This is a genomic window from Nocardioides dongkuii, from assembly GCF_014127485.1.
GTDB classification, from domain to species: Bacteria; Actinomycetota; Actinomycetes; order Propionibacteriales; family Nocardioidaceae; genus Nocardioides; species Nocardioides dongkuii.
In genome coordinates, this window is record NZ_CP059903.1 from 337,568 (window position 1) to 350,009 (window position 12,442).

The 12,442-nt window shown below is 72.7% G+C and carries 8 protein-coding genes; all 8 read left to right on the top strand.

Annotated elements, in window-relative coordinates:
• Positions 1–5: 5 nt before the first annotated feature.
• The 8 genes from H4O22_RS01535 (at position 6) to H4O22_RS01570 (ending at position 12,440) form a co-directional block, all read left to right on the top strand.
• Positions 6–3,701, top strand: a complete 3,696-nt coding sequence (locus tag H4O22_RS01535) for an immunoglobulin-like domain-containing protein (RefSeq protein WP_182525367.1) — start codon at positions 6–8, stop codon at positions 3,699–3,701.
• Between the two features lie 93 nt (positions 3,702–3,794).
• Positions 3,795–4,829: a LacI family DNA-binding transcriptional regulator gene (locus H4O22_RS01540; RefSeq protein WP_220451247.1), complete on the top strand. Its 1,035-nt coding sequence runs from the start codon at positions 3,795–3,797 to the stop codon at positions 4,827–4,829.
• A gap of 16 nt (positions 4,830–4,845) precedes the next feature.
• Positions 4,846–5,895 (top strand): aldose epimerase family protein, encoded by a 1,050-nt coding sequence (locus H4O22_RS01545; RefSeq protein WP_182525369.1) that lies wholly within the window; start codon positions 4,846–4,848, stop codon positions 5,893–5,895.
• 691 nt (positions 5,896–6,586) lie between these two features.
• Positions 6,587–7,585 carry an ABC transporter substrate-binding protein gene (locus H4O22_RS01550; RefSeq protein WP_182525370.1) on the top strand — a complete coding sequence of 333 codons (999 nt, stop codon included), beginning with the start codon at positions 6,587–6,589 and terminating at the stop codon, positions 7,583–7,585.
• Positions 7,586–7,710: 125 nt separating this feature from the next.
• Entirely contained in the window at positions 7,711–9,321 is a 1,611-nt protein-coding gene (locus tag H4O22_RS01555) for a sugar ABC transporter ATP-binding protein (protein ID WP_182525371.1), read from the top strand.
• Positions 9,314–10,393, top strand: a complete 1,080-nt coding sequence (locus H4O22_RS01560) for an ABC transporter permease (RefSeq protein ID WP_220451248.1) — start codon at positions 9,314–9,316, stop codon at positions 10,391–10,393. Before H4O22_RS01555 ends, H4O22_RS01560 begins: the two co-directional genes overlap by 8 nt.
• On the top strand, positions 10,390–11,391 hold the full coding sequence (yjfF, locus tag H4O22_RS01565) for a galactofuranose ABC transporter, permease protein YjfF (protein WP_182525372.1): 1,002 nt from the start codon (positions 10,390–10,392) through the stop codon (positions 11,389–11,391). The genes H4O22_RS01560 and yjfF overlap by 4 nt, the downstream gene beginning before the upstream one ends.
• Before the next feature lie 38 nt (positions 11,392–11,429).
• Positions 11,430–12,440, top strand: a complete 1,011-nt coding sequence (locus H4O22_RS01570) for a LacI family DNA-binding transcriptional regulator (protein WP_182525373.1) — start codon at positions 11,430–11,432, stop codon at positions 12,438–12,440.
• Positions 12,441–12,442 lie beyond the last annotated feature (2 nt).

Below are 12,442 nucleotides of genomic sequence, written 5' to 3' on the forward strand. Positions count from 1 at the left end.
GGACCGTGACGACAGCGACGAGGCTGCGCACCTGGCTGACCGCGACGGTGGCGCTCGCCGCCGGCGCGGGCGGCCTGGCCGCGGTCGGCACCCCCTCGGCCGGGGCGGTCGAGGGCGACCTCACCACCGACCTGGTCGGGTGGTGGAAGCTCGACGAGACCAGCGGCACGGTCGCCGCCGACTCCTCCGGCAACGGCCGCGACGCGGCCGTCGTCGGAGCGGCGACCTGGAACGGCGGCGACGGGTTCACCTTCGGCGGCGGCGCCGCCAGCGGCGGCAACGCCATCAAGCTGCCCGACAACCTGGTGACCGGCCTGACCGACGTCACCGTCGACTTCGACGTGTGGGTGGACCCGACGCTGACCAGCGGCAACTGGTTCATGTTCACCCTGGGCAACCCGGCGACCTACCCCGACGGCACCGGCTACCTGTTCACCACCAACGACAGCAACAACCGGCTGCGCGGCACCATCGCGGAGAGCGGCTTCCCCACCGAGCAGAGCGCGGCCCGCGCCGGCCGGGTGCCCACGGGGCACTGGCGGCACGTCACGCTCAGCATCGACGGCGGCACCCCCGCCGCCCCCGGCGCGATGCGGCTCTACGAGGACGGCGTGCTGGCGGCGGAGAACACCGCCCTGACCACCAACCCCAGCCTGCTCGGCACCCCCGACGGCACCACCACCCACAACTACCTGGGCCGGTCGGCGTACGCCGGTGACCTGTCGTTCAAGGGGCGGCTGCGCGACTTCCGCGTCTACTCCCGCGCGCTGACCGGCGCCGAGGCGGCGGAGAGCGCGGCGGACACCAGCACGGCGGCGGCCGACTCCGACACGGCCGCGCTCACCCTCGGGGACACCGGCGCGGTCGTGGCCGACCTCGCGCTGCCCGCCACCGGCCCGTCCGGCAGCACCGTCACCTGGGCGACGAGCGACCCGGGCGTGGTCAGCGCGAGCGGCGCGGTGACCCGCCCGGCGTTCGGCCAGCCCGACGGCGCCGCCACGCTCACCGCGACCGTGACCCGCGGCGCGGTGAGCCGCACCAGGACGTTCGAGGTCACCGTGCCGGCCGAGGAGCTCGACGACACCGGCAAGGTGCAGGAGGCGGTCGCCGCCGTCGTCCTGGTGCACCCCGACGACGTGCGGGGCAACCTCACCCTCCCGGCGGCCGGGCTGCACCAGACCACGCTGACCTGGTCGTCGTCGGCCCCCGCGGTGGTCAGCGCCAGCGGTGAGGTGACCCGGCCGGCGTACGGCGAGCAGCCCGTCGACGTGACGCTGACGGTGACCGCCACCCGCAACGCGGCGACCGCCTCGCGGGCGATCGTCGTGCGCGTGCAGCCGCTGCCGGCGCCGGCCGACTACGAGGGCTACGCGTTCGCCTACTTCGCCGGTGAGAGCACCGACGAGGGCGAGAGCATCTACTTCGCGGCCAGCAAGGGCAACGACCCGCTCGAGTACGACGAGCTCAACGACGGCGACCCGGTCCTCGAGTCGGCGTACGGCACGAAGGGCCTGCGCGACCCGTTCATCATCCGCTCGCCCGAGGGCGACCGGTTCTTCCTGCTCGCCACCGACCTCAAGGCCTACCCCGAGGTCGACTTCGGCGAGGCCCAGGAGACCGGCAGCAAGTACGTCGAGATCTGGGAGTCGACCGACCTCGTGACCTGGTCGGAGCAGCGGCACGTGAAGGTCTCCTCCGACTTCGCGGGCAACACCTGGGCGCCGGAGGCGTTCTACGACGAGGAGGCCGGCGAGTACGTCGTGTTCTGGGCCTCCGCGCTCTACCCGACGACCGAGACGACCGGCCGCGACATCAACACCCAGTACCAGCGGATGATGTACGCGACCACACGCGACTTCGTGACCTTCAGCGAGCCGCAGGTGTGGGTCGACGTCCGGCGCGGCGCCGGCCGCGGCATCATCGACGCCACCGTGGTCCGCGACGGCGACATGTTCTACCGGATCCTCAAGGACGAGGCGAGCATGACGCCCCGCCAGGAGCGCTCCACCGAGCTGCGGGCGACGGTGACCGGCTCGCTGCCGACCACGAGCACCACGCCGGGCTGGCAGCTGGTCAAGGAGCGGGTCGGCGTGGGCCAGCCGAACCCGTGGGGCGGGACGTTCACCAACGGCGAGGGCCCGACCATGTTCCCTGACAACGAGGTCCCGGGCCGCTGGTACCTGTTCATCGACCAGCCCAGCTACCACGGCGGCCAGGGCTACCTGGCCTTCCGCACCGACGACCTGGCCTCGGGCAGCTGGACCTCGGTGCCGGACGCCGACCTGCCCAGCAGCCCGCGGCACGGCACCGTCATCCCGGTCACCCAGGCCGAGCTGGACCGGATGCGCGAGGCCTACCAGCCCGAGCTGCTGGTGCGGACGGTGCAGGACGTGGAGGTGCGCACCCGGGAGGGCGTCGCGCCGGTGCTGCCCGCCACGGTGGCGGCGACGTTCGGCGACGGCTCGACCGGCCAGGTCGAGGTCGACTGGGACGACGTCGACCCCGCGGCGTACGCCGAGCCGGGGACGTTCACCGTCGAGGGCACCGTGGTGCGCGGCTCGGCCGACCGTCCGGTCGCGACCGTGGTGGTCACCGACGCGCTCGACCCGGAGGTGGCGGTGTCGCAGACGCCGGACGGCGAGGCCGGCTGGTGGGTCACCGACCCGGCGACGGTCCGGGTCACGGCGACCGACGACACCGGTGTGGCGTCGGTGCAGACCGCGCTCGACGGGGGCGACTGGACCACGACCGAGGGCGCCGCGGCGACCGCCACGGTGACCGGCGACGGGCGGCACACGCTCGCCGTGCGGGCGCTGGACACCACCGGCAACACCTCGGCGGCCGAGGAGGCCGAGGTGAAGATCGACACCACCGCCCCGGTCAGTCGCGCCACGGTCGCGGCGGACCGTCAGGTCACCGTCCGCGCCGCGGACACGACGTCCGGGGTGGCGCGGGTCGAGACCCGGCTCGCCGGCGCCGAGGCCTGGACGCCGTACGACGGGCCGGTGCAGGTCGGCGACGCCGGCGGCACGCTGGAGTACCGCGCGGTCGACACGGCCGGCAACACCGAGCCGACCCACCGGGTCGTCGTCCCCGGGACGGGCGAGGAGGTCGCGGCCAGCACGGTCGTCGCGGTGGCCGACCCCGACCGGGTGCGGTACGGCGCGCCGGTGGCGGTCGCCGTCCGGGTCAAGGGCGGGGCGTCGGTCCCGACCGGCGTCGTCCGGGTGCTGTCCGGGGGCACGCAGCTCGCGGCCGGCCGGCTGGGACGGGACGGGCGGGTGCGCCTGGTCGTCGACAGCGCCGACCTCGGCCGGACCGGGGCGCACACCCTGGTGGTCCGGTACGACGGCGACGCCACCCACGCCGCGGACGAGGACCGGGTCGACCTGCGGGTCACCCGGGCCGCCTCGACCACGAGGCTGACGGTCAGCCGGCCGGACCGCCGCGGCGCCGGTGCGGTCGCGACGGTGCGGGTCGGCACCGACCCGGCCGGCCAGCTGCCCGACCGGGTGCGGGTGACCCTGGCCAGGAGCGGGTCGACGGGGGCTTCCTCCCGCTGGCTCGACCTGACCGACCGGGGCCGGGCCCGCTGGGAGCTGCCGAGGCTCGGCAGCGGCCGGTGGACCGTCACCGCCACCACCCCCCGCACCGACACCCTCGCCGGCTCGTCGGACTCCGCGAGGGTCCCCGCCCGCTGATCCGGGATAGTCCGGCACGTTCGGGTCGTGCTCGCGGTCCGCGGACGACCGAAACGTGCCGGACTATCTCGCGGGACCCCTACGATGCGGGGCATGTCGGAGCAGCTGCGGGAGCGGAACGGCGGGCGTCGTTCCCCGAGCATGGCCCAGGTGGCCGCGCACGCGGGGGTGTCCCACCAGACCGTGTCGCGGGTGCTCAACGGCTCGCCGCTGGTGGCCGAGTCCACCCGCACCCGGGTGCTCGCGGCGATCGAGACGATGGGCTACCGGCGCAACAACGCCGCCCGGATGCTCGCCACGAACCGCTCCGGGCGGATCGGCATGATCTCCGCGCACCTGGCGCTGCACGGCCCCAGCATGATCGCGGTCTCGGTCCAGGAGGCCGGGCACGACGCGGGGTACGACGTGTCGCTGGTCGGCCTCTCCGACTTCGCCCCGGAGTCGCTGCAGGGCGCCGTCGACCGGCTGCTCGACGAGGCGGTCGAGGCCCTGGTGGTCGCGGTGGCGCACCGGACCGCCACCGAGCGGGCGCTGTCGCTGCACCTCCCGGTGCCGGTGGTGCTGGTGCAGGGGGTGAGCGCGGGGGAGACCATGGCCGCCGGGATCGACCAGACCGCCGGCGCGTGCCTGGCGACCGACCACCTCCTCGACCTCGGGCACCGCCGGGTCGCGCACCTCACCGGCCCCCGGGAGTGGGTGGAGGCGGGCCAGCGGCGCGAGGGCTGGCGCTCGGCGCACGAGCGGCGCGGGCTGCTGCCCGGGCCGGAGCTGGTCGGCGACTGGTCGGCCCGGAGCGGGTACGACGCGGGCCAGCGGATCGCCGACGACCCGGACGTGACGGCGGTGTTCGTCGCGAACGACGCGATGGCGCTCGGCGTGCTCAAGGCGCTGCACGAGCGCGGCTGCTCGGTGCCGGGCGACATCAGCGTCGTGGGCTTCGACGACGTCCCCGAGGCGGCGTACTTCTGGCCGGGGCTGACCACCGTCAGCCAGCAGTTCTCGGTGCTGGGCCGACGCGCGGTCGACCTGACCCTCCGCGCCCTGGCGGGGGAGAAGGATCCGTCGACCGACCTGGTGACGCCGACCCTCGTCGTCCGGTCGTCGACAGGAGCGCCCGCCCGGCGCTGATGTTAGCGTTCACACCATGACGGAGGCCGCCCCCGCGGAGCGGGTGTTCGACACCCTCGACGACGGCCGGGAGGTGCGCTGCCTGACCATCGGGTCCGCGTCGGGGCCGGTCGTCGAGGTGCTCACCCTGGGCGCGACCGTGCACCGGCTCGAGGCCACCGGGGGTGACGGCGTACGCCGCAACGTGGTGCTCGGCCACGCCGACGCCGCCGAGCGGCTCGCGAGCGGCGACTACGTCGGTGGCACCATCGGGCGCTACGCCAACCGGATCGCGGGTGGCCGGTTCCCGCTCGACGGCCGCGAGGTCGTCGTCGGCGCCCACGACCGCGGGAACAGCCTGCACGGCGGGCCCGACGGCTTCGACCGGCGGCTGTGGGACGTCGTCGCGCACCGCCCGGACGAGGTGGTGCTCGCGCTGGTCAGCCCGGACGGCGACCAGGGGTTCCCCGGCGCCGTGTCGGCGCGGGTCGGCTACCGCGTGAGCGGCGACGTCGTGCGCGTGACGATGGAGGCGACGACCGACGCGCCGACGGTCATCAACCTGACCAACCACGCCTACGTCAACCTCGACGGCGAGGGCGAGGGCACCATCGACGACCACCTGCTCACGGTGGTGGCCGACGAGTACGTCCCCGTCGATGCCACCGGCATCCCCCTCGGCGGGACCGCGCCGGTCGACGGCACGCCGTTCGACCTGCGCGAGCCGACGCGCCTCGGCACGGCGGTGCGCCGCGAGCACGAGCAGGTCGCCGCCGCTCGCGGGATCGACCACGACCTCCTGGTCCGCGGCGCCGGCCTCCGGCTCGCCGCGGTGCTGGAGTCCCCGCGCACCCGCACGCGCCTCGAGCTGCGCACCGACCAGCCCGGCCTGCAGGTCTACACCGGCAACTTCCTCGACGGCACCCGCCGCTCGACCCGCGGCGGCCGCTACCGCCAGGGCGACGGCATCGCCCTCGAGCCGCAACTCCACCCCGACTCGCCCCACCGGCCGCAGTGGCCCTCCCCGGTGCTGCGGCCCGGCGAGACCTACCGCTCGGTGCTGGAGTGGCGCCTCGGCGCCATCTGACGCCGCGCTCCGCTGCGCTGCCTGCGGTCCCGCCGCCGGCTGACGTCATACGTCCTGGCGGTGATAGCGACCGGTTCGTCTGACGTCCGGCGGGACGTCGTACGTGGTGGCGGTGATGGAGGCCAGTTCGTATGACGTCCCGGGCATCGGGCGGGGCGAGGCGGGGCGGGGCGGCAGCGACCAGTTCGTCTGACGTCCGGCGGGACGTCATACGTGGTGGCGGTGATGGCGACCGGTTCGTATGACGTCCCGGGCGGCCGGCGGGACGTCATACGTGGTGGCGGTGATGGCGACCGGTTCGTATGACGTCCCGGGCGGCCGGCGGGACGTCATGCGTGGCGGCGGCGATAGCGACCAGTTCGTCTGACGTCCGGCGGGACGTCATACGTGGTGGCGGTGATGGCGACCAATTCGTATGACGTCCCGGACGTCCGGCGGGACGTCGTACGCAGCGGCGGCGATGGCGACCAGTTCGTATGACGTCCCGGGCAGGCCGCGAGCACCAGTAGCCCACGCGACCACCGCGCCGACATTTGGATCGATCACATCCCACGCAGCGCGGAGTGAGCGTTCACATGGGCGAAGGATTTCTCCAACACAGGGGTTGACGCCCCTGATGTTAGCGCTCACACTCAGTGACCAGTGACGCCGGTCACAGGGCCGGACCGCCCGTCGATCTGGAGGAAGAACCGTGCTGAAGAAGACTGCGATCGCGGCAACAGCGATCTCCCTGAGCGCACTCTCGCTCTCCGCCTGTGGCAGCGACTCCGACAGCGGGAGCGGCTCCGGCAGCGGTGATGACTCGATCACCATGGGCTTCGCCCAGGTCGGCGCCGAGAGCGGTTGGCGCACCGCCAACACCAAGTCGATCCAGGACACCGCCGAGCAGGAGGGGATCGAGCTCAAGTTCACCGACGCGCAGGGCAAGCAGGAGAACCAGATCCAGGCGATCCGCTCCTACATCCAGCAGAAGGTCGACGTGATCGCCTTCAGCCCCGTCGTCGAGACCGGGTGGGACGCCGTCCTCCAGGAGGCCAAGGCCGCCAACATCCCGGTGATCCTGACCGACCGCGCGGTCGACTCCGAGGACACCTCGCTCTACGAGACCTTCCTCGGCTCCGACTTCGTGCTGGAGGGCGAGAAGGCCGGCCAGTGGCTGGTCGACAACGCCGCCGACGCCGACACCAACGGGGACGGCGCGATCAACGTCGTCCAGCTCGAGGGCACCACCGGTGCCGCTCCGGCCCTCGACCGCGCCGAGGGCTTCGCCACGGTGATCGAGACCGAGCCCACCATCGAGGTCGTCGCCACGCAGACCGGCGACTTCACCCGCGACGGCGGCAAGCAGGTCATGGAGTCCTTCCTGCAGTCCGAGGACGGCATCGACGTCGTCTACGCACACAACGACGACATGGGTCTCGGCGCCATCGAGGCCATCGAGGCCGCGGGCATGACGCCCGGCGAGGACGTCAAGATCATCACCGTCGACGCCGTCAAGGACGGGATGACGGCGCTCTCCGAGGGCAAGATCAACTTCATCGTCGAGTGCAACCCGCTCCTCGGCCCGCAGCTGATGGACCTCGCCAAGCAGGTCGTCGCCGGCGAGGAGGTGGAGCCCCGGGTCGTGACCGAGGAGACCACCTTCACGCAGGAGCAGGCGAAGGAAGCCCTGCCGACCCGCGAGTACTGACCGGTCGCACCACCCCACGTCGCTCGGGTGGCCCCCACCGGGTCGCCACCGGGTCCGGCCGGACACCTCCGGCCGGCCCGGCGGCACACCCGCGCGACGGGTCGTGGCACCAGGGAAGGAACGAGATGACGCAGATGGACGTCCAGCCGCCCGCCGGGACGGGGGCCGCAGCCGAGGCCGCCGCGGCGGGCCGCCCGTACGACGGGGCGCCGGTGATCGAGATGCGCGACATCTCCATCACCTTCGGGAGCGTCCGGGCCCTCAGCGGGGTCTCGCTCCGGCTCTACCCCGGCGAGGTGCACGCCCTCATGGGCGAGAACGGCGCCGGCAAGTCGACGCTGATCAAGGCCCTCACCGGTGTCTACAGCGTGGACACCGGCACCGTGCTGGTCGACGGCGAGGAGCGCGCGTTCTCCTCGCCCGGAGCCGCCCAGGCGGCCGGGATCAGCACGGTCTACCAGGAGGTCAACCTGGTCCCCAACCTGAGCGTCGCCGAGAACATGCTGCTCGGCCGTGAGCCGCGACGGTTCGGGGCCATCAACGTGCGCGCCATGAACCGCCGGGCGCGCGAGACCCTCCAGGGCCTCGGGCTCGACATCGACCCGGCCTCGACGCTCGGCGAGCACCCCATCGCCATCCAGCAGCTGGTCGCGATCGCCCGCGCCGTCGACGTGCAGGCGCGCGTGCTGATCCTCGACGAGCCCACCTCCAGCCTCGACGCCGACGAGGTGCAGAAGCTGTTCGAGGTGATGCGCCGCCTGCGTGACGACGGGGTCGCCATCGTCTTCGTCTCCCACTTCCTCGACCAGGTCTACGAGATCTCCGACCGGATGACGATCCTGCGCAACGGTCGCCTGGTCGAGGAGCGGATGGTCGCCGAGACCAGCCAGCTCGAGCTCGTCCAGCTGATGATCGGCCGGGAGATCGAGGTGCTCGAGCGCCTCGACCGCCAGGACCACACCGACGTCGCCCGGGCCGCCGCCGTCCCGGTCCTCACCGCGAACGGCGTGGGCCGCAAGGGCTCGCTGCAGGCCACCGACCTCGAGGTCTACGAGGGCGAGGTGATCGGGTTCGCCGGCCTGCTCGGCTCCGGCCGCACCGAGCTCGCCCGGCTGCTCTTCGGCGCCGACACCGCCGACACCGGCGAGGTCGCCGTCCGCTCCGAGCGGCGCCGGCTGCGCAGCCCGCGGCACGCGATCGACCGCAAGATCGCGTTCTCCAGCGAGGACCGCAAGGCCGAGGGCGTCGTCGGCGACCTGACCGTCGCCGACAACATGCTGCTCGCGCTCCAGGCGTCCCGCGGCTGGTTGCGCCCGGTGCCGCAGGCCACCCGCAACGAGCTGGTCGCCCGCTACATCGAGGCGCTCGACATCCGTCCCCCCGACCCCGACGCGCTGATGCGCAACCTCTCCGGCGGCAACCAGCAGAAGGTGCTGCTGGCCCGGTGGCTGATCACCGACCCCGAGATCCTCATCCTCGACGAGCCCACCCGCGGCATCGACATCGGCGCCAAGGCCCAGATCCAGGCCAAGGTCGCCGAGCTGGCCGACCAGGGGATCTCGGTCATCTTCATCTCCGCCGAGCTCGAGGAGGTGCTGCGCCTGAGCCACCGCCTGGTGGTGATGCGCGACCGCCGCAAGATCGACGAGCGTCCGAACGACGACGTCAGCGTCAGCGACGTCCTCGAGATCATCGCGGGCGGGGCCCGCGCCGAGGAGGAGACCTCCCGTGCCTGACTCACCCACCCTCCTCCAGCGGGTGGCCCGTCACCCGCTGCTCTGGCCGGTCCTGGCCCTGGTCGCGCTGCTCGCCGTGAACGTCGTGGCCAACCCCTCGTTCCTCGACATCCGGATGCAGGACGGCCACCTCTACGGCAACGTCGCCGACATCGTGCGCAACAGCGCCCCGGTGCTCCTGGTCGCCCTCGGAATGACCCTGGTGATCGCCACCCGGGGCATCGACCTGTCGGTCGGGGCGATCGCCGCGATCGCCGCCGCCGTCGCCTGCACCCGCATCGTCGGGGCCGGCGACGAGAGCGCGCTGAGCACCGCCGTGATGGCGGGCACCTACGCCCTCGCCGTGTGCGTGGCGCTCGGTGTCTGGAACGGCTTCCTGGTCTCCGTCCTGGGCATCCAGCCGATCATCGCCACGCTGATCCTGATGGTCGCCGGCCGCGGCATCTCCATGTCCATCACCGACGGCCAGATCACCACCGTCAACAACTCCCACTTCAGCGACCTGGCCTCCGGGTTCGTGCTGACCCTCCCCGTGGCCTTCCTCCTCGCGCTCGCCGTCTTCGCGCTCACCGCCGTGCTGACCCGTCGTACGGCGCTCGGCATGCTGATCGAGTCGGTCGGGATCAACCCCGAGGCCAGCCGGCTCGCCGGCGTCCGGTCCCGCACGATCATCTGGACCGTCTACGCCTTCTCCGGGCTCTGCTCGGGCATCGCCGGCCTGGTCATCGCGGCCAACACCAACTCGGTGAACGCCAACAGCCTGGGGCTGTGGATCGAGCTGGACGCGATCCTCGCCGTGGTCATCGGCGGTACGTCGCTGGCCGGCGGCCGGTTCTCGCTCACCGGCACCCTGATCGGCGCGCTGTTCATCGCGACCCTCTCCCGCACCATCCCCAACATCGGCATCCCCTCGGAGATCAACTACCTCTTCAAGGCCGTCGTCGTGATCGCCGTGTGCCTCCTGCAGTCGCCGAAGGCCCGCTCGGTGTTCCACGTCCGCCGCTCCGGCCCGCCGTCCGCACCGCCGGCCCCGTCCGCCCCCGACCTCGCGAAGGCAGGTTCGCCGTCATGAGCGCCACCACCGTCTCGACCCCGACGGCCTGGGACCGCGTCAAGGGCTACACCCCGCCCACGCGCTTCATCCCGGTGATCGCGAGCTTCGCGCTCTTCGTGGGCATGTTCGGCGTCGGCGGCCTGCGCTACGAGGGGTTCTCCGACCCGCAGGTGCTGCTCAGCCTGCTGATCGACAACGCCTTCCTCATCGTGCTCGCGGTCGGCATGACCTTCGTGATCCTCACCGGCGGCATCGACCTCTCGGTCGGCTCCGTCGTCGCGCTGTCGACGATGATCGCCGCCAAGACGCTCGAGATGGGCTGGTCGCCGTACCTCTCGATCGCCGCGGTGCTGGCCACCGGCATCGTCATGGGGCTGCTGATGGGCCTGCTGGTCCACTACTTCGACATCCAGCCGTTCATCGCCACCCTGGCCGGGTTGTTCCTGGCCCGGGGACTGACCTACCTGATCAGCGTCGAGTCGATCTCGATCAACGACCCGGTCTTCATCGACCTGGCCATCAAGCAGGTCTACTTCGGCGAGTACTACCTGCGCTGGACGGCGATCACCGCGCTCCTCATCGTCGCGATCGCGGCGTACGTCCTGGCCCGCACCCGCTTCGGCCGCACGGTCTACGCCATCGGCGGCAGCGAGAGCTCGGCGATGCTGATGGGGCTGCGGGTGGCGTCCACCAAAGTGGGCGTCTACGTGATCAGCGGCTTCTGCGCCGCGCTCGGCGGGCTGCTGTACTCGCTCACCATCCTCTCCGGCAACAGCCTGCACGCGCTGGGCGCCGAGCTCGATGCGATCGCCGCGGTGGTCATCGGCGGCACCCTGCTCATCGGCGGGCGCGGGTACGTCATCGGGTCGCTGCTCGGCGTCCTCGTGCTCGGCCTGATCCGCACCCTGATCGCGTTCGACGGCACGCTGAGCTCCTACTGGATCCGGATCATCACCGGAGCCCTGCTGCTCGCCTTCGTGGTCGTCCAGCGGTTCGCGACCCGGCGCCAGCCATGACCGGGACCACCCGCCCATCGGCCGAGAGGACGCCGGTGATGGCCGACGTCGCGCGCCTCGCCGGCGTCTCGCACCAGACGGTGTCGCGGGTCGTCAACGGGCAGAGCAACCTGCGCCCGGAGACCCGGGAGCGGGTGCTGGAGGCGATCCGCCAGCTCGGCTACCGCCCCAACACCGCGGCCCGTGCGCTGGTCACCAAGCGGTCGGCCACGATCGGGGTGATCGGCTCCAAGAGCGGGTTCTGGGGCCCGAGCACGGTGCACCGCTCGATCCAGGCCGCGGGCCGCGAGGCCGGCTACTACGTCAGCTCCGCCAACCTGCAGAGCCTCACCCGCGAGGAGCTGCTCGACGCGATCAACCACCTGCGCGACCAGGGCGTGGAGGCGATCGTGCTGATCGCCGCCACCGACGAGGCGCTCGACGTCGCGCGCGGCCAGGAGGACCTCGGCACCCCGGTGATCGTGGTCGAGGGCGAGGAGGACAAGACCCGGTGGACCGTCGGCGTCGACCAGGTCGCCGGCGCCGAGCTCGGCACCCGTCACCTCGTCGAGCTCGGGCACACCGAGATCCTGCACCTCGCCGGGCCGCAGTCCTGGACCGAGGCCCGGGCCCGGCTCGCCGGGTGGCAGCGCGCCATGTACGCCGCGGGCCTGCGTCCCTCCGAGCACGTCGGCGGCGACTGGTCGGCGCGCAGCGGCTACGAGGCCGGCCTCGAGATCGTCCGGCGCGACGACGTCACCGCGGTCTTCTGCGCCAACGACCAGATGGCGCTCGGCCTGCTCCGGGCGCTGTCCGAGGGCGGCCGGTCGGTCCCCGGCGACGTGAGCGTCGTCGGGTTCGACGACATCCCGGAGGCGGCGTACCTCGTCCCGCCCCTGACCACCGTGCGCCAGGACTTCACGGCCGTCGGCCGGCGCGCGATCGAGATCCTCCAGGCCGCCCTCGCGGGCTCGCCGGGCCCCGAGCGGCTGATCGGCCCGGAGCTCGTCGTGCGCGCCAGCAGCGGCCCGCCCGCCCCCCGTGCGAAGACCCGACCGAGGAAGAGGTAGCA